Genomic DNA, 24795 nt, shown 5'->3' with positions numbered 1-24795 from the left:
GTCAGGGGGTTTTTCGTCCAGAGTTCAGCCCAGGGTCGTTTCGTCACTGGTTGGGAAAGGTGTGAGTTATGGGATTTTTTCTACGTCGTTTATCGTTCTACCTGGTTGCCCTGCTGTTTGCAGCCTCGTTGAACTTCGCAATTCCCCGGGCAATGCCCGGCGATCCGGTGACCATGATGTTCGCCAACGCTTCTGTTCAGGTGACCGCCGAACGGATTGAAGCCATGAAAAAACTGCTGGGCTTTGACGAAGCTCAGACGTGGTACCAGCAATATTTCACCTACATCAAAAGCATTCTGAACTGGGATCTGGGGATCTCAATCAAATTCTATCCGCAGACGGTCAACGACATTTTAGGCGGTGCACTTGGCTGGTCACTGTTCCTGGCCGGTTCCGCCGTGATTCTCGCGTTCTGTATCGGCTCCGTGCTCGGTATCTTCGCCGCATGGAAACGCGGCAGTAAATATGATGCCTTTATTTCACCGGGGATGCTGGTCATTCAGGCGGTCCCGCCTGTGGTCATTGCCATGCTGGTGCTGTTTACCTTCGGCCTGGGCCTGAAATGGTTCCCGACCAGCTATGCCTACACGCCGGGTACCCTGCCAGACTGGACCAGTTGGGCTTTCTATCAGGATGTGCTCTATCACGCCGTTCTTCCCCTGATCTGTGCCACAGCCATTCAGATCGGCGGATTCCTGATCAACATGCGAAACAACATGATCAACCTGCTCAACGAAGACTACATCACCATGGCCAAAGGCAAAGGCCTGAATGAAAACCGCGTGGTCTTCAACTATGCCGCACGAAACGCCATGCTGCCCAGCGTCACGGCCCTGTCGATGGCACTGGGAATGGCCATCGGCGGCCAGCTGATTGTCGAAATCATTTTTAACTATCCGGGGCTGGGGACTGTGATGCTCAATGCCATTCACGCCCGTGACTATCAGGTGCTGCAAGGTCAGCTGCTGATCATGACCCTATTTATGCTGTTCTTTAACTTCATGGCTGATCTGCTGATTGTGGCGCTGGATCCCCGCCTGCGTAAGGGAGGCAAATAATCATGAAAGCCTTTATCAAACTTCTCGCAAACAATAATAAAGCGCTGGCAGGCCTGATCATCATCTGCTGCTTTATTCTGGCCGCAGTGTTTGCACCGCTGATCACCAAACATGAACCGGATCGCCGGACCGGCAACCCGCATGAATACCCGTCTTTTGTCGTGAAAGCAGCGCAGGACAACCCGGATGGCTGGGTGGCTCAGAATCTGGCGGACAACAAACGGACGCTGCGGATGTCGAAGAAGGCAGACCACGTGCTGGGCACATCCCGCATGGGCCGGGATATCTGGTCTCAGCTGGTCTACGGTGCCCGCACGTCTCTGGCAGTCGGGTTTGGTGCCGGTCTGATGGTCTGCTTCCTGGCGACAGTGATCGGCGTCTCTGCCGGTTACTTCGGCGGCCGAGTGGACGATGTGCTGACAGCCGCCATGAATATCATGCTGGTGATGCCTCAGCTCCCGTTGCTGTTCGTCATCGCGGCCTTCATCGGTCAGGCCGGGCCGCTCACGATCACCATTGTGATTGCCATGACTTCCTGGGCCTGGGGTGCGCGGGTGGTGCGGGCTCAAACCCTGTCACTGCGTGAAAAAGAGTTCGTCAAAGCCGCTGAAGTCCTGGGGGAATCGTCCTGGCGCATCATCTTTGTCGAAATTCTGCCAAACCTGATTTCCATCATCGGCGCCAGCTTCATCGGCTCTGTGATGCTGGCCATCATGACGGAAGCCACCCTGTCCTTCCTGGGACTGGGCGACCCGAACTCCATCAGCTGGGGGATCATGCTTTACAACGTCCAAACCTCATCATCCATGCTGGTCGGTGCCTGGTGGGAACTGCTGGCGCCTTGTGTGGCGCTGACTCTGATTGCCATCGGCCTGGCCCTGCTGAACTTTGCCGTCGATGAAATTGCCAACCCGCAGTTGCGTTCTCATAAAGGCCTGCGCCGCTGGCAGAACATGGCGAAGAAAAATCAGGCAGCACAAGCTGCCACCAAAGCAACCGCTCAGCCTGCACTTCAGGGAGGAGAGAAATAATGACGACTCCGCAAATTTCCATCCGTAACCTGTGCGTCGATTACATCACCGACGCCGGGGATGTCCGTGCCGTGAACAATGTCAGTTTTGACATTGGCAAAGGTGAAGTCTTCGGCCTGGCCGGTGAATCCGGCTGCGGTAAATCCACTGTTGCCTTTTCCCTGATGCGGCTGCACAAGCCGCCCGCGTTCATTACCGGCGGTGAAGTGCTGTTTGAAGGTCACGGAGACATCCTGAAGTTCAACGATCAGAAGCTGAGCAGCTTCCGCTGGAGTGAAATCTCCATGGTCTTCCAGAGTGCCATGAATGCACTCAACCCGGTTCTGACCATGGAAGAACAGTTCTGCGATGTGATTATGCACCACACCAACCTGACCCGGGAGCAGGCGGTGCGACGCGCGCAGGGACTGCTGGAGATCGTCGATATCCATCCGGATCGCCTGCAGGACTACCCGCACCAGTTCTCCGGCGGCATGCGTCAGCGCCTGGTGATCGCAATTGCGCTGGCACTGAATCCGAAGCTGATCATCATGGATGAGCCCACCACCGCGCTGGATGTCGTGGTGCAGCGTGAAATCCTGCAAAAGATTTACGCACTGAAAGAAGAATTCGGCTTCGCCATTCTGTTCATCACCCATGACCTGTCACTGATGGTCGAGTTCTCGGACCGCATTGGCATCATGTACTCCGGCGAACTGGTGGAAGTGGCACCGTCCAAGCAAATTCTGGAAACACCGTATCACCCTTATACGGAAGGACTGGGCAGCTCTTTCCCGCCACTGACCGGGCCTAAAACCCGCCTGCAGGGAATTCCGGGCAACCCGCTCAATCTGCTGGATGTCCCGCAGGGCTGCCGTTTTCAGGCTCGGTGCAGCAAAGCCCATGATGCCTGTTTTTCGCAAAGCACTCAGCTTCGCCAACTGGAACCCGGCCGTTTAAGCAACTGCCACCTGTATCAAAAATAAAATTAAGAAGGATCGGAGGCAAGATGAGCAATCCAGTCGGAACCCCAATTATCGAAGGGAAAAATCTGGTCAAAGACTTTGCGGTGAACAGCAATTCACTGGCCAAATCGAAGATGCGGGCACTGAATCAGGTGTCGTTCAAAATGTACAAAAGCCGCGGTCTGGCGGTCGTTGGTGAGTCGGGTTCCGGCAAGTCCACCACCGCCAAGATGATTGCCAAGATGTACGAACCGACAGCAGGCAGCATCGAATACTACGGCCGGGACATTCAGAACATCACCCGAAAATCTGAACTGATGCAGTACCGCCAGGGCGTGCAGATGGTCTGGCAGGACCCGTTCGGTTCCCTGAACCCGACCCACACGATTTTTCACCATATTGCCCGCCCGCTGCTGATCCACAACAAAGTCAGCAAGGGCAATAAAAAAGAACTGGAAGAAAAGGTCTACGCGCTGCTGGAACAAGTCGGCCTGATCCCGCCGAAAGAGACCGCCGCCAAGTACCCGCATCAGCTGTCCGGCGGTCAGCGTCAGCGGGTCAATCTGGCCCGGAACATTGCTGTCGGAGCCGAAGTGGTTCTGGCCGATGAACCTACCTCGATGCTGGATGTTTCCATCCGTGCCGGGGTACTCAACCTGATGGAAGAAATGAAGTTTGAGCGTGAAATGGCGCTGCTCTATATCACGCACGACATCGCCACGGCCCGGTATATCGCTGAGGATCTGGCGGTCATGTATGTCGGCCATATGGTGGAATGGGGAGATACGGAAGAAATTATCCACAACCCGCAACACCCCTATACCCAGTTGCTGATTTCCGCGGTGCCGGATCCGAGTAAGTCGATCCATGAACCGCTGGCCGGCAACAAAGGCGACATTCCGCTCTGGACACCAGAAAGCCTTGGCTGCCCGTTTGCCGGACGTTGCAGTCATGCCACGGAACAGTGCCGCCAGCGACTGCCGGAAGTCACCCAGTTGGCAGAGAACCATTTTGTGCGCTGCTATCTGTACCAAAACTAAGTGCCGTCGATGAGGACAGCAATCCCGGAAAAACAACAGAAAAGAAGGAAAGCTATGCAGCTGTTAATCAATCACCTCGGTTATGAACGTACTGGCAATAAAATTGCCATCGTCCAGCATCAGTCTCCGTTGTCACAAACCGAGGCAACCCTGATCCGCAGCGAGGATCAGCAACCGGTGATGCAGCTGACGCTTTCCCGCAGCCAGCAGACCGATGCGTGGCATACCGGTGCCGCTGCACGGATCGATTTCAGTGACTGGCAGGAAGCGGGCCGGTACCGCCTCCGCCTCGGTGACACGGAATCAGCCGATTTTGAGATTGGTGAAGGCCTGCTGATGCAGCGTACCTTCAGTGATGTGCTGCACTATTTCAAATCCCAGCGCTGCGGCGGCAAGTTCGATCAGTTTGATCGTGCCGTCCCGCTGTTTGGCAGTCAGGAGACCGCCGATGTGCACGGAGGCTGGTATGACGCCTCCGGTGACGTCAGTAAATATCTCAGTCACCTGTCCTATGCCAACTACCTGAATCCCCAGCAGACGCCGATGGTGGTGTGGAACATGCTCACTGCCTTTGAGTCGCTGCAGGATGACCCCGCCTTTGCGGATTTTTCCCGCGTCCGCCTGATTGAAGAGGCACTTTATGGCGCGGATTTTTTACTGCGGATGCATGCACCGCAGGGTTATTTTTATATGACAGTGTTCGATAAGTGGAGTAAATCCACCGGGCAACGGGAGATTTGTAGCTATTCAACACAGGAGGGAATCAAAGCTGACAGTTTTCAGGCTGGCTTCCGTCAGGGCGGCGGTGTCGCCATTGCCGCCCTGGCCGCAGCTTCGCGGCTGGTGCACAGCGAAGCCACCGCCAGACTGGAACTGGGCCAGATGGAAAATGCAGAAACGTATCTGATCGCCGCACAGAACGGATACTGGCATCTGAAAGAGTACAACAGCCGCTATCTGGATGACGGTCAGGAAAATATCATCGATGAATACTGCGCCCTGCTGGCCGCAGTCGAACTGCTCAAAGCCACGGAACAATCCCGCTATCTCACGGAAGCCCGGCACTGGGCAGAACGTCTGGCCGCACGTCAGCAGAGCGACCGGCAGCAGCAGTTTTTCTGGAGTGCCAACGCTGATGGCAGCCGCCCGTATTTCCATGCGGTTGAAGCGGGTCTGCCTGTAATCAGCCTGCTCCAGTACCTTCAGGTGGAGCCAGAGCAGCCTCGCCTGCAGGCCATCCGTCAGGTTGTGGACCATGCATTGCACTTCGAACTGAGTATTACTCAAGCGGCCGCCAATCCCTTTGGCTACCCGCGCCAGTACATCAAAGCCGTGGACGGTGACAAACACAGCAGCTTTTTCATTCCGCACCGCAATGAAAGCGGGTACTGGTGGCAGGGCGAAAACGCCCGTCTGGGATCACTGGCGGCCATGGCATTCATGGCCGCCCCCGTGGTCACTGATGAAGACCTGCGTCAAGCCTTGAAAGCCTACGGCCACCAGTTACTGAACTGGATTCTGGGCCTGAACCCGTTTGACATGTGTATGCTCGACGGCGCAGGCAGAAATACCCCCGGCTACCTGCCGCATCTGGGCTTTTTCAACGCCCGCGGCGGCGTGTGTAACGGGATCACTTCCGGCTTCGACAATGAAGCGGATATCGCATTCGCGCCTGCCGCCCAGGCCGACGATATCTACCAGAACTGGCGTTGGGGAGAACAATGGATCCCGCATGCGGCCTGGTATCTGCTGGCCGTTACCCTGCAATTCAGGGAGCGTAACCATGACTGAGGCTTTCCGTTATCTGGTTGGCGTCGACGGCGGCGGCACTTCCTGCCGGGCCCGTCTGTGCGATGCCCGGGGTAAAGTGCTGGCCGAAGCCAGGACCGGCAGCGCCAACATCCTGCTGGGCGCTGACATCGCGATGGCATCCATTCGGGAAGCGATTGCCATTGCAACTGCGCAGGCCGGACTCAGCGAGCAGAATTACGGTGAGATGGCCGTTGGTCTGGCGCTGGCCGGGGCAGAGCAACGCAAGGCCTGGTATGACTTTATGGCCCAGCCCCACCCGTTTGCCCGCCTCACCCTGAATACTGACGGCTACGGCGCCTGTCTGGGAGCCTGGGGCGGACAAGATGGTGCGATTTTTATTGCCGGGACCGGCTCAGTCGGCCTGCTGCGACGGGGCAAAAATGTCACTGTGGTCGGTGGCCGTGAATTTCCGATCTCTGATCAGGGCAGCGGCGCCGTCATGGGACTCCGCCTGATCCAGCAGGTGCTGTTGAGCGTCGACGGCATCGTGCCTCAGACTGAACTGGCGCGTCTTGTTCTGGCGCACTTTGATCATGATGTGGATGCCATAGTCGAATGGTCGAAAACCGCCCGCCCCTGCGACTATGGTCAGTTTTCACCGGAGATTTTCCGGCTGGCCGAAGACAACGATGCACTGGCAGTGACCATGCTGCAACAGACCGCCGCCGATATTGAAATGTGGCTCAATGCGCTGATTGCTCACGGTGCAGATCGGATCTGCCTGATGGGCGGAATTGCTGAACGCATGGGTCCCTGGCTGACTCCAGCCATTCAGCGCCGGCTGGCAACCCCGCAGGGGGATGCCATGGACGGCGCCATTCTGATCGCCCAGGGCGATCACAACCTGTATCCATTATAAGGGGCTATCATGAGCTATCGCCTTGATTTAACCGTGATCCATCAGACTGATACTGAATCCCGTTTTGCGCTGACCCTGCACAACCTCGGGGAATATGCTTTGAGTGCCTGGTCGCTGGACTTTATCCTCAGCCGCTGGATCGAACCTGCGTCTGTCAGTCATGGTCAGCTGAAGCAACTGGGCAGTTACTGTACGCTGTCCGCTTCAGGTGATGAAGCCCTGTTAGCCAACAGCCATTTTTATACTGAATTTACCATCAGGACACCGCCGCTGACGCTGCACAGCGATGGCGTGACAGAAGCCTGTCTTTATGCCAGCCAGCACGACCAGGCTTTCCCTGTCGATGTCACGCCGCTGGACCTTCGCCGGCCATCGCAGGAAAGACTGAGGATTGATTTGCCGGAGGCCAGAGCCATCAATCTGATCCCGGCCCCCGCCTGTTTGCACAGCCTGCCGGGTGAGTTCTTGTTCCTGCGGGATACAGCGCTGGCAGAAATACCGGCGGCAGCCCGGGGCAGTGTTCACTGGCTGCAGCAGGAACTGGCGCAATGGCTGGACACGCCGCTGGCAGTCCAAACCGACGGCCAGATTCATTATCAGCACAAGCCGGACATGGCAGAAGGCGCCTACCATCTGCTGGTCGAGAGTGACCACATCTGGCTGGAAGCCAGCTCAGCCGCAGGATTCAGCCATGCAACCGCCAGTCTGTTACAGCTGCTGCCGACTCAGCCGCTGCATCAGATCGAAAGTCTGCTGAGCATTCCAATGGTGGAGATTCACGACCAGCCGCATTACGGTCACCGGGGCATGATGCTCGACTGTGCCCGTCATTTCCATTCTGTCGCCCGGATCAAACGGCTGCTTGATCAGCTGGCCCGCTATAAATTCAACACCTTCCACTGGCATCTGACCGATGACGAAGGATGGCGGATTGAAATTGATGCCTACCCGGCCCTGACAGAAATCGGAGCCTGGCGCGGCCCTCAAGAAGTGCTGGCACCGCAGTTCTCGACCGTGGATCGCCGCTACGGCGGTTTCTACACCAAGCAGGACATCCGTGAAATCGTGGCTTACGCGGCTGACCGGGGTATTCAGGTAATCCCCGAGATCGATATTCCCGGTCACTGCCGTGCGGCCATCAAGTCGTTGCCAGACTTACTGATTGATCCCGAAGATCGGTCGAAATACCGCAGTATTCAGAATTACCCGGACAACGTGCTGTCTCCGGCCCTGCCCGGCACCTACACCTTCCTGACCACGGTGCTGAATGAAGTCTGCGAACTCTTCCCGGCGCCTTACCTGCATGTGGGCGCGGACGAAGTTCCCAACGGGGTGTGGACCGACAGTCCGGCCTGCCGGGCACTCATGGATCAGCAGGGTTATGAAGATCCATTCGAATTACAGGGCCATATCCTGCGCTTTGTCGAAGAGTATCTGGCACAGAAAGGCAAGCGTATGCTGGGCTGGCAGGAAGTGGTCAAGGGAGACAAGGTCAGCAAACACACGATTGTCCTGCCCTGGATCAACGAGGACGCGGGTCTGACATGTGCGGGCAATGGCTATGAAGTGATCATGCAACCGGCCCAGTACACCTATCTGGATCTCGCTCAGGGTTATTCAGCCGAAGAAGCAGGGGCCAACTGGGCCGGTTTTCTGCCGCTGGAAACCGTCTACAGCTATCGTCCGCTGGCCGAACTGGCCCCGACAGATCCGAGACTGGATCAGATCCTCGGTATTCAGTGCGCTCTGTGGTGCGAGCATGTGTTCAGTCAGTCCCGTTTTGACTACCTGCTGTTTCCGCGCCTGCTGGCCATCAGTGAAGTCTGCTGGTGTCCGCCGGAACAGCGCGACTGGGAGGATTTCAAAGCCCGCCTGAACGGCCAGCTCCGCTATTTAGACCGGATGGGCGTGAACTACCGTCCGTGTACATAAACATGCCGGGAACCCTGGGGCCAAACCGTGTACAGGCACGGGCAGTCGGTGGCCGGGTTCTCACATGTGTCGTGAAGTGTCATTTGCATCCTTGAAGGTTGTGTTGGCAACATATTCGGGGGCATCAGCCCCCGCTTTTTTTGCCCGGCCGTCAGATGCTCTCACCAAGCTCAATTTTCACATCCAGCGTAATCACCTTCTCTGTCGCCGGTTCCCCGCGCAAACGCTGCAAGATCTGCGCTGCGGCAACTTCACCAATCTGTTCACGGGGAGTCACCACCGTCGCCAGCCGCGGTACCATCACCTGACTGATATCGTGACCATGAAAACCGGCCACCGCGATTTGTTCCGGCACCGGGATCCCCAGTCGCTGACACTCATAAATCGCACCAATCGCCAAATCGTCATTGGTACAGAAAATGCCATCAGTATCCGGATACGCTTTGAGCGTCTGACGCAATAATGCCGCCCCCAGTGTGAACGAAGACGCGGCTTCTGTCTGAAGACTTCTTGGCGTCAGGTCGTGCGCGCGCATCGCCTGTTCATACCCGAGGTAACGCAGATGAGTCCGGGCGTCCATCCGGGCCGCAAAGTACACCACGTTGCGGCGGCCACGGGTGATCATCTGCTCCGTCATGGCTTCAGCAGCCGCCTGATTATCAAACCCCACGGCCTGTGCAATGGCCGGAGAGACTGAGTCCATGATTTCCACCACAGGGATCCCGGCCGTATCCAGCATTTTCCGTGCCCGTTCGGTATGAACGCTTTCGGACAAAATGATCGCGTCAACGTTATAAGAAAGCAGTGAAGCGATGTTCTTCTCTTCCACTTCAGCACTGTAGCCGTAGTGAGCCAGCATGGTCTGATAACCTGCCGGACCGGTCACCTTTTCAATGCCCCGGATCACTTCGGCAAACACCTGGTTGGTCAGCGAAGGCACCAAGACCCCAATCGCGTAACTTTTGGCATTTGAAAGGATATCGGGCGCACGGTTGGGGATATAACCCAGCTGTTCCACCGCCGCAGCAATTTTGGTCTGCAGCGCAGCAGATACCTGATTCGGATCCCGCAGATATCGGCTGACCGTCATCTTGGTCACACCGACCAGATTTGCGACATCCTGCAGGGTCGGACGTTTGTTCTTGGTTGTCATTCGGGTTGTATCTTTCATCAAACAGAGTGGGCTGAAACAGTCCCAAGATTATCACAAGGATGCGGCTGGAATTGGAATCTGGCGCAAAAACAAAACAGGCCCTTCGGAAAGGGCCTGTCGGGTCAGACTTGAACCTGATGACGGGGAGACTGGCTCCAGGTCAGATGAAATTTACTTGCCTCTGGCTGATCCGTCCGGGCATAGCTATGTGCCCCGAAATAGTCGCGCTGAGCCTGTAACAGGCTGGCAGACGACTCGCCGGTGCGAAGTCCGTCAAAGTAGTGCAAAGCTGAACTCAGCCCCGGCATGGCAATGCCGGTCAGGCTGGCATTCGCAACGGCTTTGCGCCAGTTGAGCTGCCGTTCAGTCAAAGCCTGGCGAAAATGATCGGCCAGCAGGAGATTGTCCAAATCCGGCTGCTGTTCAAATGCACGGCTGATATCCTGCAGGAAAATCGCCCGGATAATACAGCCCGCCCGCCAGATTCGTGCAATTTCGGCATAATCCAGCGCCCAGCTCTGCTCCGAAGCCGTGGCCTTCATCAGGGCAAAACCCTGCGCATAAGTACACAGCTTGGCGCAATACAGCGCATCATGCAGTTGCGCGATGATGTCATCCTGAGACATCTGCAAACTGTCATCGGTCACAAGCATCAGTGTCTTTTCTGCCTGCAGGCGCTGAGGTTTCATGCCGCTCATCGCCCGTGCAAACACGGCCTGTGCAATGGTCGGCGCCGGACTGCCCACTTCCAGACTGTTCACTGCCGTCCACAGTCCGGTGCCTTTCTGACCCGCTTTATCCAGAATCATCTCCACCAGCGGCCGACCAGTCTGCGGATCTGCCTGCTGCAAAATATCCGCACTGATTTCCATCAGGTAGCTGTTGAGAACCCCCTGATTCCACTGGGCAAAGATCTGGCCGATTTCCGGCGCTGACATCTTCAGTTGCTGTCTGAGGAACTGATAAACCTCGCAGATCAACTGCATGTCGGCATATTCAATGCCGTTATGCACCATTTTCACATAATGACCGGCACCGTCCGGTCCGAGATACGCCGCGCAGGCTTCTCCCTGACTCAGCGGCGGCAGCGGCATACCGGCAACGTCGACCTGCGCCGCAATCGCCTTCCACATCGGGCCGACCTGACGCCAGGCATCGGCACTGCCGCTAGCCATCAGGGACGGACCGTGCCGGGCTCCCACTTCGCCGCCGGACACCGCGGTACTGAAAAACTGTAATTTGCCCTGGTATGCTTTATCGCGGGCGATGGTGTCCGTCCACAAACTGTTTCCGGTATCAATCACCGTATCCTGCAGCGCCAGACCGGCGTCCAGCAAAGCTGAAATCACCGTATCGACAGCTGGCCCGGCCGGTACGGACAGCGCAATCACGCGCGGCGTCTGAAGATTTGCCAGCACCTGCGCCAGTGAATCACAGGCAACAAAAGCGGCTTTGCCAAGCGCTGCAGCTTCTGCCCCGGCCTGCGTCGTCAGATCCGCCTGTAAGTCATAACCGGCGACTGAAAACCCATGTTCAAGCAGATTCAGTGCCAGATTGCGCCCCATCACGCCTAAGCCAATCATCGCAATATTGCACGGAGTCGATGTCATCCTCGTTCCCTTACAGCAAATGGTAATTAAGTGAGTGAGCCGGTTTGCGGCAGCCGGTTGAGAATGTCATCCAGCACCGCGTCCTGCGGCTGACGTATATCGATGAAGATCGCCTCGTCCTGTGCAGGTTCAACCAGAGTTTCAAACTGACTTTCGAGCATCGCACGCCCGTTGAAGTAATGATCAGCACGCTGCTGATGTCGCTGCCAGATCGTGTCGAAATCCCCCTGCAGATAAACCAGGAGCAGCGGTTCAACACCAGCACGCAACTGTGCCCGGTATTCAGGTTTCAGCGCAGAACAGGCCAGCACCGCATGGGGTTCATCCCGCAGCAGCTGATTCAGACGCGCCAGCCACTCAGCCCGGTCTTCATCCGTCAGCGGAATCCCTTCACTCATCTTTTGCACGTTCTCCGGCGGATGAAAGTCATCGCCGTCAAAGAAATTCATCCCCAGTGCCCGGGCCAGATGACTGCCGATTGAGCTTTTGCCGCAACCGGAAACCCCCATCACAATAATTTTTCTTGGTTTCATCGACTTTATCCCTGCCCTGCGATGTCGCAGGGCAACAGTTCTGTTGTTCTTGTTATTTGCTTACCGCCACCACAGCGCCAACTGCGGAAAGACAATCACCAGGGTCAGCGCGACCAGCTGCAAACCGATAAACGGCAGCAGTGAACGGAAGATTTCGCCCAGACTGATCTCTTTCGGTGCCACGGATTTCAGGTAGAAGGCAGCCGGACCAAAAGGCGGTGACAGGAAAGAAACCTGCATGTTGAGGCAGAAGACAACGCCGAACCAAATCGGATCCATGCCCAGACCGGTGATAATCGGGACAAAGATTGGCATGGTCAGCAGTGCAACGCCGACCCAGTCCAGGAACATCCCCAGCACCAGCAGGATCACCATCATGATCAGCAAGGTCATCGTCGGGCTGCCGCCACTGAAGGCCAGAATGGTTTCTTCAACGAAATCAATGCCGCCCATCAGGTTGTACACGCCCACCAGCGCGCTGGCACCGATACCGATCCACATAATCATGCCGCAGGTACGCATGGTCGCGATAGCGCTGTCTTTCAGCATGCTCCAGTTCATTTCCCCGCGGATCAGTGCGCTGAGCATAATCCCCACCACACCCAGCGCCGAAGCTTCAGTCACCGAAGCCACACCGGTATAAATACTGCCCAGTACAACTCCCACAGACAGCAACGGGAAAAACAGAGCCTTGAAGTAACTGGTTTCACGGGCTGCATCTTCAGCCAGCTCTTCTTCCGTTGGCAACGGCGCTAATGCCGGATTCATCTTGCAGCGGACCAGCACATACCCGATATACATCAGGGCCAGCATCAGGGCCGGCAGGAAGGCAGCCTTGAACAGATCTCCGATCGATACGCTGGCGGTCAGGCCGTAAATAATCAGCACAATACTCGGAGGCAGCATGGTGCCCAGGGCACCACCGGCACAGGTCGTGCCAATTGCCAGACGACGGTCATAGCCCAGACGCAGCATCTGCGGCAACGCCAGAATGCCCAGCAGCACGGTTTCACCGCCGATCACGCCGGACATCGACGCCAGTACTACAGCCACCAGCAGGGTCTGCACCGCGACGCCGCCGCGGACCCGGCGGCCCACCGATTTCATGGCATCAAAGAGATCGCGGGCAATCCCGGAACGATCCAGCAGTGCTGCCATCAGGACAAACATAGGCACGGCCAGGAAAATATAGCCGTCGACAAAGGAATACATCCGGCTGGTGACCAGCGGCATTGCGTCGGGTCCGAACCACCCTAAAGTAAAGATCAGTGCAACCAGACCCGTCACAAAAGCCAGTTGCATCCCGGTCAGCAGCAGGGCAATCATCAGCCCCAGCATCAGCAGGCTGCCGTAGCCGATCCCCATTGACGATAACTCAAACATCTTTTTTCCTCAGGCCACGGATTTCGGCAATCAGGTGCAGCAAAAACTGCACGGACAATACGCACAGGCAGACAAAAATGATCCCTTTCAGTAATGCAGGGAATGGCGGGTTCCAGGCGGAGCCTGACGTTTCCAGCCGCAACTCCCCCCAGGGCGTCAACCAGGCCTCCTGTGCCATGGTGTAAGATGCCCAGGCCATGAGCACTGAAAACAGCAGTCCCATAATGTGATGAAACACATTCAGGTACTGGCGGGTACGCGGTGAGACCATATCGTAGAGCAAGACGACACGCACATGCTTGTCGGTCGCCAGCGCATAAAGACCGCCAACAATGAACAGGGAACCACCGATGAAGGACGCCGTTTCATGCACCCAGATTGTGGGGGCGTCAAAGACGTAGCGCATCAGCACTTCGTAAAAAGAGATGATCACCGTAAAGATGAACAGCAGGCTCAGCAGATTGCCGATTTTCACGATCGCCGCATCTAGGCAGTTTCTCGGCTTCTCAGCGTCCTGACCGGCGGGCGTTGGGTTGGTATTCATGGCAGACAGCTCACAACACTTGCGATATCAGAAACAGAGGGCTGTCAGCAGCCCTCATCAGGGGATGTCAGAGGTTTCTGACGGAGATACGGAAAATTACAACAAGGCGTTATCTTCGAGGAATTTCGTTACAGATTCATACACCTTTTCTGCATTTGGTGATTTTTTCGCGAAGACTTTCCACTGCTCACGTGCAATTTCACGGAACTTCTTCCGTTCTTCATCAGACCAGTTGTGAATCGTGATCTTCGGATTGGCCTGCGCTTCCTTCACCGCTTGCTGATCGGCAATTTTCAGCTGGGTCGTCATGTCATACGCAAAATCACGCACCGAAGTGGTCAGAATTTCCTGCAGATCTGCAGGCAGTTTGTCCCACTTTTTCTGACTCATGGAAATATCGATCAGCGGCAGAGAGTGAAAACCGGGCTGGACCGGATGCGTCGCCACATCATTCATTCCCGCTTTCTGGTTGGTCGAAAAGACTGTGTAGTCTGCCGCATCGATGACGCCTTTGCTCAGGCCGGTAAACACTTCAGAGCCCGGCAGATTGACCGGTGCTGCGCCCGCAGCCGCAAAAACCTGCTGGACCAGACCTTCTGGGGCACGCAGCTTCAGACCTTTCAGATCCGCGACGCCATCCACAGGAACTTTCGAGACAAACGACTCCACACCTGTCGTCGAACCGCCAATAAACTTCACGCCATACGGGGCATAAAGTTCCGTCATCAGCTCATAACCGCCGCCATAGTTGATGTATTGCAACAGCTGCGTGGTATCAGACCAGGCACCGACCATGTTCCCGATCAGGCCAAAAGCTGGATCCTTGCCGGAAAAGTAGCTTGTTGCCGTGATCTGGCCATCCAGGATACCCATTTTGATCGCACCCAGCGTTTCCGTGTGTTTTACCACACTGCCGACCGGCAGCAGGTCGATATCAATCCGGCCGCCGGACATGGTCTCAACTCGCTCAGCCCAGGCTTGCTGAACCTGATAGTTCTTGTCGCCAGACGGATCCGAAGACTGGAATTTGAAGGTATATTCAGCGGCCATGGCCGAAGCCGTAAAGCTGCTGGCCAGAGAAGCGGCAATCAGGGTGCAGGTCAACTTTTTCATTGGGTACTGTCCTTTTGTTTTTAGGTCACGTCGTCAATTGTCCGGATGTTTTGTTGTTATGTTACCGGTAACTTTGTAACGCATGCTAACAGAGTTAAAGCGTCATAGTCTTTGAAGAGCATCACAACAATGCCACGAAAAACACATGCACCGGAACTATAAAACCTTTTTCATATATGCCTGCAAAGCAATGAATTTGATGAAAAAGAATTCATTGAACAAATGTCATGTTTCACTATTACCATATAAATCAATAACTTTGTGCGATGCCTCGCATTGCATTAGTATATGTGCACGTGAACCTATGGAGGGAGTTGTTTATGCGTGTAGGTGTACTCATGGGAGGGGAATCCAGTGAACGCAGTGTGTCACTACGGTCGGGACAAGCCGTAAGCGATGCCATTGCTGAACTGGGTCATGACGTGGTTACTATCGATCCGAACGAACTATATAAAACGCTGGACGCGTTATCATCTGTTGACAAAGTTTTCATCGCGCTTCATGGCAGTCTGGGCGAAAGCGGCCATGTTCAGGGGTTGCTGGACTGGCTGAAAATTCCATATACCGGCAGCGGGCTGGCCTCGTCCGCCCTGTGCCTGAACAAACTACGCACCCGGCAGATCCTGGCTCAGCAGGGGTTCCACTATACCAAGTGGTATGGCGTACATCGCCATCAGCCGATGGAAGAAATCATCGCTGCCGCCGAATCTCTGGGTTATCCGCTGGTCGTCAAACCCAGCTCACAGGGATGTAGTATCGGCGTCAATAAAGTTGAATCCCCGGACGAACTGCCAACCGCCATCCGGCAAGCCTTCGACTATGACGATGATATTCTGCTGGAAAGCTTCATCAGCGGGCGGGAATACACCTGTGGCATCCTGGGCGAGCAAGCCTTGCCAGTCGTACAAATCTGCTCCGATACCTTTTTTGACTGGAGTGCAAAATTTGGCGCACAGACAGCCAGCTATCACTGCCCCAGCGATCTTCCCCCGGAATCCGAACTAGCCATTCAGCAACTGGCAATTCGCGCTTTTCATGCGCTGGGGTGTCGTGGCTGGGGAAGACTGGATGTGATCCTGGGAGATGACGGCAATATCTATCCGATTGAAATGAACACTTCACCGGGCATGACCCCACGCAGTGTTTTTCCAATGGCAACCCGGGAAACCGGACTGGACTTTACACAGACGATCGAGCAGATCCTGGCACTCGCCAGTTTTGATCCGGTCTGAATGAATACGCCCGGCAGCAGGTCATGTGCCGGGCTGCTCAGGCTTAGATCGTTACTTCCGCAAACCGCTGGCCTTCAACCGTAAATTCTACCACCAGCCCGGCCTCATCATCCCGCTGACGAGTCACATTGACCGCTTTTCCCATTCGGGTGGCGATCAACTGCTTCAGCTCATTGACCAGATTTTGTTTGTCTTCTGCACTCAGCCGCGTCTCTTTTGCCATGGGCGATTACCTCCTCACACCGTAAAAACAGGCATCTCTTTGTTTATGCGACACTTTCCAGCAGAACAGAAAACCCGGCGGATCAACTTTATCCCGGGATTGATCAATATTTCCTTCTAAAACAATCAATAAGTTCAAAAAAGGAATCTTCAGCACCTGCTTTAAAAAACATTATTGTTAAATCAATCAATATCAGTCACTTATAGGTCCGTTGACAGGTATCACAAAAACCAATGAATGTGCATTGCAGCTGTGCTGAATGATTCGTCGCAACTCGAAAGCTGAACTAAGTTCGACTGTATCTGTGGGTAGGATCCTGGGGGAGTTATGAAACTGCAACATAAGATCATGAGCTGTCTGTTGTTGGCTGGCCTGCTGCCCGCGGCAGCGATCTCTTTGCTCACAATGTATCAGGCCAGTCAGTCACTGGAACAGCAAGCCTATAACCAGCTGGAGTCCCTGCGCGAAGTAAAACAGGATGCGATTGAAAGATATTTCAATACGCTGACCCAGCAAATTACACTCGAAGCGGTGAACCCGATGACTGTCAGTGCACTCCGCGCGTTTCGTCAGGGCGTCGCCGATCTGCCTGTCACGGCAGACAACCTCAGATCGCAGGTCACCCAGTTTTATGCTCAGCAATTCATGCCGCGTCTGAAAGCCAATGCGCCGGAACAGAACATCACGGCAACATCGCTGGTCAGCCAGCTGTCACCCGTGGCGCTGACACTGCAGTCAGCCTATATTACGAGCAGCCCGTACGGCCTGGGAGAAAAACAGAATCTGCTCAGTGCCGGTAATACCCCTTATGATCAGGCGCATGCCAGCTATCATCCCTTTTTCCGCACTCTGATCGATAAATCGGGCTTTTACGATCTGTTCCTGATCGATGCCAAATCCGGTCAGGTACTCTACAGCGTTTACAAAGAAGTGGATTTTGCCACCTCGCTGCGTGACGGGCCTTTCCGCAACAGTTTGCTCAAGGAAGCCTATCAGGCCGGACTCCGCCTGCCGCAGGGACAGAGTGCGCTGATCGATTTCAATCTCTACCTGCCGTCTTATCAGTCTCCGGCCGGTTTCATCGCGGCACCGGTTTATGATCAAAATACCCTGTCCGGGGTTCTGGTATTCCAGTTTCCGATCGATCGCCTGACAGCCATCATGGGGGTCAGAGCCGGACTGGGACAAAGCGGCGAAACCTATCTGGTCGGCCCGGATAAGCTGATGCGCTCCAACTCATTTATTGACCCGGTTCACCACTCGGTCGCCGCATCATTCCGCCATCCGGACCAAGGGAAAATCGATACCCCGGCCGTTCAGCGGGCGCTGGCAGGTGAAACAGGCATTGCAGAAATCACTGATTATAAAGGGAACACCGTACTTTCTGCCTTTGCCCCCATTGCACTCGGAACAACCAGCTGGGTGATCGTCGCAGAGATCGATCACGCGGAAGCCCTGTCGGCCATTTCTCGCCTCAAAATCAGCGGACTGACGATCATTCTGGTGGTCATTGCACTGATCATCCCGGCGGCCTTATTGGTCAGCCGGAATATTACCCGGCCTATCGGCGGTGAACCCGAGCACATGGAACAAATCGCCAGCGCGATCGCCGAGGGGGATTTGCGTGCCAGCCTGAAAGACAGCGGTCAGGCCACTGGTGTGTATGCATCAATGAAGGCCATGACCGCAAACCTCAGCAATATCATCAATCAGCTCAAGACTGCTGCCAGCCAACAGCGCAACGAAGCAGAAGCCCTGGCTGCCAGTGCCGTGGAAACCGCTCAGGCCGTCTCTCAGCAAGAGCAGGAAACAGCACATCTGGCCGTCGCCATTGATGAAATGAGCGCAACCGCCAAAGACATTTCAGGAAATATTGCTTCTGTTGCCAGCGCCGGTAACGAAGCACAGGACCGGGTCAACGATTGCTCCCACCTGCTGCAGCAAAGTTCAGACAGCCTCAGTCAGATGTCGGTCGATATGCAGGAAGCCAACCACAAACTCAGCCTGCTGAGAAAAAGCTCCGATGACATCACCAAAGTGCTGGAAACCATCCGCGGCATTGCAGAGCAGACCAATCTGCTTGCCCTCAACGCAGCCATTGAAGCCGCCCGGGCCGGCGATCACGGCCGTGGTTTTGCTGTGGTGGCAGAAGAAGTACGTGATCTGGCCCAGCACACTCAGGAAGCCACCAATGACACCGCAGCCATGCTGGAGACCCTGCTCAGCCATGGCCGTGATGTCAGCGATGTGATGACCCAGAGTATCAACCATACCGGCCGGGTTTCCGAACAGTCGATTGCGGCAACCCAGGGCCTGCAACAGGTAGTGGCATCGGTCGAACATATTGCTGCCATGACCAGCCAGATTGCCGCCGCCTCTGAGCAGCAATCGGCGGTCGCCGAGGAAATCAACAATAACATCAATACGATCAATATGATGTCCCGGGATACCAGCAGCGCAGTGGAACAGATTTCTGCCAGCAGCGAAGAGCTGTCCACCCTGTCTGCTCAGCTGGAACAAATCACCAGCCACTTTAAGGTCTAAGCTGCCGGACGGCGGCGTACCGGAAACAAAAAAGCCATCCGGGTCAGGATGGCTTTTGGATCAACGCATCAGATTAAGGCTGTCTTTCCACCTGTTTCACCCCTTCCGGGATCTGATACCAGCTCTGTTTTTCACTGGTCCAGACATGGATGGTCGGTTCAATGATCCGGGTATCTTCCAGATTACTCGGCTTCAGCTTAATGGCTTGCGGATGGTTCGGGTCATAGTGATAAATCCGGTTCCCGCAGGTCGGACAGAGTTTGGCAGCACTGATGTTGCCGCTGTCAGCCGGACGTGACCAGTCTTTCATTTCCCCTTCAAAGATCAGATCGTTTGCATCGACCATTGCCGTGATGCTGAACGCGCTGGTCGACAGTTTCTGGCATTCCTTACAGTGGCAGGCCACCACCATTTTCGGCGGAGCCAGCAGCTGATAAGTCACGCCGCCACACTGGCAGGCACCGCGGATTGGATAAGTAATTTGACTCATGTTCTCTCCTGAACAAGTTTTGATTGGAATTCAGTATTCACAGGCTGCCGATGCAGTGCATAAATTGCATGACTCAGAATGCGGCCATTGAGATTTTCGTTTCGGGAAATCACGCCTTCCAGTGTCATTCCCAACCGTTCCGCAACCGACCGGCTGGCCAGATTCTCAACCGCCGCAGCAATCACGACCTTTTCCATCTCCAGCTGCTCAAAAGCGATACGAATCAGATGACTGCACACCCGGGTGATAATTCCTTTTCCCTGATAATCGGCAGCCAGCCAATAGCCGATATCAACGGTTTTCAGATTGTGGTTAATGCTGTTAAAGCTACAGTTCCCGACGTGGATCCCCTGATAGAAAATGGCACAGACCATCGATTTGCCTTCGGCATAATCCTGAAGTGAACGACGGATAAAGTTCAGAAAATCCGATTCTGTGTTGCAATGCGGCGGCCATGCCAGCCATTGAGACAGATAATCGAAATGCGCGTTCACGAGTTCCACATAGCGGGGGGCAAAAGAAGGCTGAACCAACGCCAGCTGAATATCCTGATCTACGGTCTGGCTAAACATATCGCTATCCTTCCTTGAAAAGCCTATTCATCTGATAGCACAATGCCGAGAACTTTATCAAAATGCAAATACTCTTCACGGTTGCTGCATTTTGAAACGCGAACCGGAAACGGATCGCAAAAACTGGCCTGCTGAAAACTGCACGCTCCGTCATTTTGCTTTGAAATCAGTCCGTTTCCTCAGTCATAGAAATTGGCACCGGAATTGCCTTAATCTGAGTGGTGCTTCACTCACCAAACCGTGTTGTTCTCGCGTGTTGTCTTCGCAAGAGAAACTTCAGGGGGAAAGCTGTCTTTGATTGTAAGGAAACACAGACAGCGGAACATGTTGTGTTTGTGCAAAAGCAAAGCAGCGTCCGAAGACGCTGCTTTTTTGCTAGACGATAAGCTGTTCTTCCTCCGCCTGGGGCAGCGGCTGCAAGGTGCGGGGCAAATATTGATCACAGTAAAGTGTCATGAAATCTTCCCGGATTTTCGCCTCCAGCTCAGCGGCAAGAACCGTAGGACAGAAGAGTTTGAAATGGACCTGCTGCTCCCCGGTCGGCGTTGTCGTGATATACACGTGCGGATCGGCGCCGGGCAGATCAACGCCGGCATGCCGCTCAACCATATGATTATACCGTTGGGCAACATCAATAAAGTCGGCAATATGCAGGTTTATTTTCCCCAGCATGACCGGCACCATGGGATACAGATTAACGGTTTCTTTCACGGTGATGGTGAAGCCGTGGTACACATAACGCTTCATGAAGTTCAGGTTTTTCACTGCCACGGTAAAAAACATACTGTTCGGCAATGTGGTCGTTTTACCTGTGTAGTGATACTGGCCTTGCTGTAAGGCTATTTCCTGAATCACAGTCGCCATCAGGTTATGCTCAATCACCTCGCCGCATACCGGGCCGACCTCAATCCAGTCTCCGATTCTGAATGACCGCGAACTTGCACGCTGGAGTGAGCCGGTCATACAGAGAATAATTTCTTTGGAAGCAACCACCAGCGCGACCGCTATCGCTGTCAGTGACAGCGCAAATTTACTGATTTCCGACTCCCACAGCAGAAACAGCGTCAGCATAATCAGCGTAAATGCGCCGTTCTTGGTCCTTGAAATCCATTTTCGCTGTTCTTCGCTGAGAAAGCTGGCTTCCCCCCGAATCCGCGTAATCGCCACCCGACGGATCAGAATAGCAATCACAACAATACAGGCACTCAGCAAAAGTTTGTGCGTCAGTAAATAGGTCACGACCAGTTCAGTTTTTTCCAGAAAGGGATCCCACATTCTTTGTTCTCATCCTGTTCAGCACAGCCCGCACGCTGTCAGAGACAGTTACTACTTTGACCATAGAATTATCAACAGGCAGTCTCCCCCAATCACCGCGCAAATGTAAAGCAGATCCATCCCGGGATGAGGTATCGCCGCCTAAATCTCCGTATCGGCTCAAATTCCGGACCATGGAACACTATACTCAAACACAACATCCGGCTCACAGCCGCACTGAATTTCAACCCTTCAACCAAGGCATAGTGCGTGGCTTTCTTTCTGAACAGTACCATCCTGATCAGCATGGCCGGCGTCCTGTTCTGGCTGTTCCGGCCGGGTTTGCGCGGCAGCGATACGTGGCGGGCCACCCTCACGCCTCTGGCCTCGATTATCGGCAGCGGCTTTCTGGTTGTCGCCCCGTTACTGAGCTATGCCGTCGGTGACTGGAGCATTGTAGCCATGCTGGGAATTGTGCTGCTGGCCTACGGCATTGGCTGGGTGATTCGCTTCAACATCCGGTCTCTCAGCACGGCTGAACCGAAAACATCTTTTCAGATTCAATGGCTGGAACACGCCAGCAAACTGGCGCTGTCACTGGCTTATTTGATCTCAATTGCCTTTTATATTCGCCTGTTAGCTTCATTTGTCATGCACGCCTTCGGATTGGAGACCCAGGGTTATCTGGCCGACGGGCTGGCTACCCTCTGCCTGCTGGGCATCGGTCTGACCGGACTGATCCACGGACTGAGGGGAATGGAGTTTGCCGAAGAAATCGCGGTCAGTGTGAAGCTGAGTATCATTGCAGGCCTGCTGATCGGGCTGGCGGGATATCAATGGCAACAGCCCGCAGCCATTTTCACCCTGCCGTCCGGCGCCATTGAAGCGCCGATACATACGCTACGGATACTGGCAGGCATGCTGCTGGTTGTGCAAGGCTTTGAAACGTCACGCTATCTGGGCAGTGCCTACTCCCCCGAACACCGGATTCAGACCATGAAACATGCCCAATGGTTGTCCGGCGCGATCTATGTGGTGTTTGTCTGGCTCTCCCATCCGTTACTACCTGACGGCGGCAGGCCGCCATCAGAAACCGCGATTATCACCATGAGTCAGCATGTCAGCCTGATCCTGCCGGTTCTGCTGACAATCGCAGCCGTGATGAGCCAGTTCAGCGCAGCCGTTGCCGATACGGCCGGATTCGGCGGACTGTTTCGGGAAGCACTTCGCCGCCCCCGCGGTGAACAGGCAGGTTATGTCGTTGCCATTTCGATTTCGATTGCTCTGATCTGGAGTATCAACCTGTTTGCCATTATTGCGCTGGCTTCAAGAGCGTTTGCTCTGTACTACCTGAGCCAATGCCTGACCGCCTGGCAACTGGCAGGCCAGATCCGGCACACCACCCGGCGCAGGCTGTTGCGCACAGCCTTTACCGGATTGGCGTTCATCCTGGCTTTGGTGGTGATATTTGCCGTTCCGGCAGAAAGCGTCTGACCGGAAACTGAACCCTCACGAACAACTTAGTGCGGGCTGATATAATCGGTCCGAGGATAAGGTTCCAGCTGATAGTGGGACTCCAGGAAATACACCAGATTGACCAGCTCAGTAACCGTCATGACATCGTTAAAACTGGGCATGACCGATTTGCCGTCGACCTGAATCTCCCGGTAATCATAGCCTTCTGCCAGTTTGTGAGACGGGTTGATGACCGATGTGACCAGTTCCGGATACGTTTTGATCATGCTGACTTCCCCACCCAGTACGACCGGCGTTTCCAGGGAACGGGTCAACTTCGCCGCTTCATCTTCAAAACCGGCCATGTTATGACAAGTCAGGCATTGATACTTCAAAAATACAGCCTTGCCCTGTGCTGCATCCCCGGCAGGCAAACTAAAACTCTGATTGGCATTATCGCATCCTGCCAGACCGGATAACGCACTGATAAGTACAGCAAACGTGTATGGTTTCATTGTTCCACACCTCCGAATTCAGGGCGGATGCCCCAAGACTGAAACGGGTGCAGGTTTCCACCCGCACCCAATGAACAGACTAGAACAATCAGCGTATTAGCGAACTTCAATTTTGCGAACTTCTGGCACATTCGCGACCGTTTTCGGCAGAATCAGGTGCAGTACCCCATCCTGATACGTCGCTTCGATATCGTGTTCCGATACATTTGTACCGAACTGGAAGGTACGCGCATAGCTGCCATAACGACGCTCTTTCAGCACCTCTTCGCCTTCCTGTTTCTGCTCTGTCTCTTCCTGATGTTCCGCTGCAATGGTGAGTTTTCCCTGATGGAATGAGACCTGAATCTCTTCTTTACTGAATCCGGGTAATTCAGCAGTCAGCTCAAAGTTGTCTTTGGTTTCATGAATATCGACGGCAGGCAACCGGCTGGCCTGTTTCGCAAAATCATCTCCCAGAACAGGGCGGAAGAATCCCTGAAACAGGCTGTCAAAATCATTATCCAATAAAGAAGGAAAACCACCTTTTTTCATTTCAGTGCTCATGCTCTCTCTCCTTAACGCATACTGACAACAACCCTTGGTTGATCCGTTTTGAGTATAGTAAGCCACTGAAAATCAGCGTCGCCAGAGTTTGACTCAAATCAAGCTCTGGTTAAAAAAAGTGATCAACGGCCAATCGGCTGGGACAATTACCGGCCTGATCCTCCGGAATGAGTTTGCTCCTGACTCACCCGTTTATCGGTGGTGTGAACAAGTGCAGGGCATCGTGTACGCCCTGAATAAGCATCTGCATGGCAATCACGGTCAACAGCAATCCCATGATCCGGGTGATCACATTCACGCCGTCTTTCCCCAGGAAATTGACCAGCTTTTGGGCATATAAAAAACAGATCAGCGTGACCAGACAAAGCACTGCAAAGGCAGAAATCGTGATCAGGATATGCAGCAGACTTTTCGCTGCCGAGTAGTTCATGGCCGTGGCAATAGTCCCCGGTCCGGCCAGGATTGGGATGGCCAGCGGGGAGATCGAAATATCCTCCACCTCCTTGCTCGGGCTTTGCGTGTGCATGGATGAACTGCTGCCCTGCAGCATGTGGTAGCCCACCACAAACACCAGCAGTCCCCCGGCCAGTCGCAGTGCCGGCAGCGTAATGCCAAAGAGCTGGAAGATCCCTTTCCCAAGCAAACTAAAGGCCGCCACAATGAAAAATGCCGCCGTCAGGGCTTTGATTGCGGTTTGCCGTTTTTCCTGCGCAGACTGATGTGCCGTCAGCCCGGTAAAAACCGCCGTGTTCGCAATCGGGTTCATGATGGCAAAAAAGCCCATAAAGACCGTCACCCCCAGAGTCACCAAATCAATCATGTTGCTGTCCTGAAAAAACATGGATGTGATTCAGTCTAGTCGGAGGAAAGATGATTTGGGGATAAACCGGAGTCAATAGAAGAAGATAGCGCAGAGACAGGCGGAGCCTCAGAACGAGGTCCGCCAGAATTGAAA

General features: G+C 54.6%; 23 protein-coding genes. 10 read left to right on the top strand and 13 right to left on the bottom strand.

Going from position 1 to position 24795, the window contains the following annotated elements; genetic code table 11:
* Positions 1-68 precede the first annotated feature (68 nt).
* From ACYP03_RS08355 to ACYP03_RS08325, 7 genes are read left to right on the top strand one after another with little or no spacing between them, the layout of a single operon-like run.
* Positions 69-1058, top strand: coding sequence for an ABC transporter permease (locus ACYP03_RS08355; RefSeq protein WP_330960486.1), 990 nt, complete (start codon positions 69-71; stop codon positions 1056-1058).
* 2 nt (positions 1059-1060) lie between these two features.
* Positions 1061-2089, top strand: coding sequence for an ABC transporter permease (locus tag ACYP03_RS08350; protein WP_330960485.1), 1029 nt, complete (start codon positions 1061-1063; stop codon positions 2087-2089).
* Positions 2089-3054, top strand: coding sequence for an ABC transporter ATP-binding protein (locus tag ACYP03_RS08345; RefSeq protein WP_248141431.1), 966 nt, complete (start codon positions 2089-2091; stop codon positions 3052-3054). Before ACYP03_RS08350 ends, ACYP03_RS08345 begins: the two co-directional genes overlap by 1 nt.
* A gap of 23 nt (positions 3055-3077) precedes the next feature.
* A complete protein-coding gene (locus ACYP03_RS08340) occupies positions 3078-4073 on the top strand; it encodes an ABC transporter ATP-binding protein (protein ID WP_330960484.1) in 996 nt (331 codons plus the stop codon).
* A 54-nt stretch (positions 4074-4127) separates the two neighbouring features.
* Positions 4128-5864 (top strand): glycoside hydrolase family 9 protein, encoded by a 1737-nt coding sequence (locus tag ACYP03_RS08335; protein WP_459779221.1) that lies wholly within the window; start codon positions 4128-4130, stop codon positions 5862-5864.
* Complete coding sequence (locus tag ACYP03_RS08330) at positions 5857-6744, top strand: glucosamine kinase nucleotide-binding domain-containing protein (protein ID WP_459779220.1); 888 nt, start codon at positions 5857-5859, stop codon at positions 6742-6744. Before ACYP03_RS08335 ends, ACYP03_RS08330 begins: the two co-directional genes overlap by 8 nt.
* 9 nt (positions 6745-6753) lie before the next feature.
* Complete coding sequence (locus ACYP03_RS08325) at positions 6754-8676, top strand: beta-N-acetylhexosaminidase (RefSeq protein ID WP_459779219.1); 1923 nt, start codon at positions 6754-6756, stop codon at positions 8674-8676.
* Between the two features lie 151 nt (positions 8677-8827).
* On the opposite strand, the gene gntR is transcribed toward ACYP03_RS08325, so the two are convergent.
* From gntR to ACYP03_RS08295, 6 genes are all read right to left on the bottom strand, one after another.
* Positions 8828-9829, bottom strand: coding sequence for a gluconate operon transcriptional repressor GntR (gene gntR / locus ACYP03_RS08320; RefSeq protein WP_330960480.1), 1002 nt, complete (start codon positions 9827-9829; stop codon positions 8828-8830).
* Positions 9830-9951: 122 nt separating this feature from the next.
* A complete protein-coding gene (gene gndA, locus ACYP03_RS08315; RefSeq protein ID WP_459779218.1) occupies positions 9952-11439 on the bottom strand; it encodes an NADP-dependent phosphogluconate dehydrogenase in 1488 nt (495 codons plus the stop codon).
* A gap of 26 nt (positions 11440-11465) precedes the next feature.
* Positions 11466-11972, bottom strand: coding sequence for a gluconokinase (locus ACYP03_RS08310; RefSeq protein ID WP_248141438.1), 507 nt, complete (start codon positions 11970-11972; stop codon positions 11466-11468).
* Positions 11973-12032: 60 nt separating this feature from the next.
* Positions 12033-13355: a TRAP transporter large permease gene (locus tag ACYP03_RS08305; RefSeq protein WP_330960477.1), complete on the bottom strand. Its 1323-nt coding sequence runs from the start codon at positions 13353-13355 to the stop codon at positions 12033-12035.
* Positions 13348-13899 (bottom strand): TRAP transporter small permease subunit, encoded by a 552-nt coding sequence (locus tag ACYP03_RS08300; protein ID WP_330960476.1) that lies wholly within the window; start codon positions 13897-13899, stop codon positions 13348-13350. The genes ACYP03_RS08305 and ACYP03_RS08300 overlap by 8 nt, the downstream gene beginning before the upstream one ends.
* Before the next feature lie 96 nt (positions 13900-13995).
* Positions 13996-15012 (bottom strand): TRAP transporter substrate-binding protein, encoded by a 1017-nt coding sequence (locus ACYP03_RS08295; RefSeq protein WP_248141441.1) that lies wholly within the window; start codon positions 15010-15012, stop codon positions 13996-13998.
* A 320-nt stretch (positions 15013-15332) separates the two neighbouring features.
* Between ACYP03_RS08295 and ACYP03_RS08290 the strand changes: the two genes are divergently transcribed.
* Positions 15333-16244 (top strand): D-alanine--D-alanine ligase, encoded by a 912-nt coding sequence (locus tag ACYP03_RS08290; RefSeq protein WP_459779217.1) that lies wholly within the window; start codon positions 15333-15335, stop codon positions 16242-16244.
* Positions 16245-16287: 43 nt separating this feature from the next.
* Here the strand turns inward: ACYP03_RS08290 and ACYP03_RS08285 are convergent, their stop codons facing one another.
* Entirely contained in the window at positions 16288-16467 is a 180-nt protein-coding gene (locus tag ACYP03_RS08285) for a hypothetical protein (protein ID WP_248141443.1), read from the bottom strand.
* Between the two features lie 327 nt (positions 16468-16794).
* On the opposite strand from ACYP03_RS08285, the gene ACYP03_RS08280 reads away from it, so the two are divergent.
* Positions 16795-19011 (top strand): methyl-accepting chemotaxis protein, encoded by a 2217-nt coding sequence (locus ACYP03_RS08280; RefSeq protein ID WP_459779216.1) that lies wholly within the window; start codon positions 16795-16797, stop codon positions 19009-19011.
* Between the two features lie 73 nt (positions 19012-19084).
* Here the strand turns inward: ACYP03_RS08280 and ACYP03_RS08275 are convergent, their stop codons facing one another.
* From ACYP03_RS08275 to ACYP03_RS08265, 3 genes are all read right to left on the bottom strand, one after another.
* Complete coding sequence (locus ACYP03_RS08275; protein ID WP_248141720.1) at positions 19085-19492, bottom strand: GFA family protein; 408 nt, start codon at positions 19490-19492, stop codon at positions 19085-19087.
* Between the two features lie 5 nt (positions 19493-19497).
* Positions 19498-20073 carry a GNAT family N-acetyltransferase gene (locus ACYP03_RS08270; RefSeq protein WP_459779215.1) on the bottom strand — a complete coding sequence of 192 codons (576 nt, stop codon included), beginning with the start codon at positions 20071-20073 and terminating at the stop codon, positions 19498-19500.
* 375 nt (positions 20074-20448) lie between these two features.
* On the bottom strand, positions 20449-21333 hold the full coding sequence (locus ACYP03_RS08265; protein WP_248141721.1) for a mechanosensitive ion channel family protein: 885 nt from the start codon (positions 21331-21333) through the stop codon (positions 20449-20451).
* Between the two features lie 264 nt (positions 21334-21597).
* Between ACYP03_RS08265 and ACYP03_RS08260 the strand changes: the two genes are divergently transcribed.
* Positions 21598-22821 (top strand): hypothetical protein, encoded by a 1224-nt coding sequence (locus ACYP03_RS08260; protein ID WP_248141446.1) that lies wholly within the window; start codon positions 21598-21600, stop codon positions 22819-22821.
* Positions 22822-22847: 26 nt separating this feature from the next.
* On the opposite strand, the gene ACYP03_RS08255 is transcribed toward ACYP03_RS08260, so the two are convergent.
* The 3 genes from ACYP03_RS08255 to ACYP03_RS08245 all read right to left on the bottom strand — a co-directional run bounded on the left by ACYP03_RS08255 (position 22848) and on the right by ACYP03_RS08245 (position 24660).
* Positions 22848-23297 (bottom strand): cytochrome C, encoded by a 450-nt coding sequence (locus ACYP03_RS08255; protein WP_248141447.1) that lies wholly within the window; start codon positions 23295-23297, stop codon positions 22848-22850.
* A 96-nt stretch (positions 23298-23393) separates the two neighbouring features.
* Positions 23394-23840, bottom strand: a complete 447-nt coding sequence (locus ACYP03_RS08250) for an Hsp20/alpha crystallin family protein (RefSeq protein ID WP_459779214.1) — start codon at positions 23838-23840, stop codon at positions 23394-23396.
* A 184-nt stretch (positions 23841-24024) separates the two neighbouring features.
* A complete protein-coding gene (locus tag ACYP03_RS08245) occupies positions 24025-24660 on the bottom strand; it encodes a MarC family protein (RefSeq protein ID WP_248141449.1) in 636 nt (211 codons plus the stop codon).
* Positions 24661-24795: the final 135 nt, after the last annotated feature.

The sequence above is a fragment of the Photobacterium sp. R1 genome (genome assembly GCF_054600795.1).
Note: the sequence above shows the minus strand (reverse complement) of the source record. Positions and strands in the feature narration are given on the sequence as shown.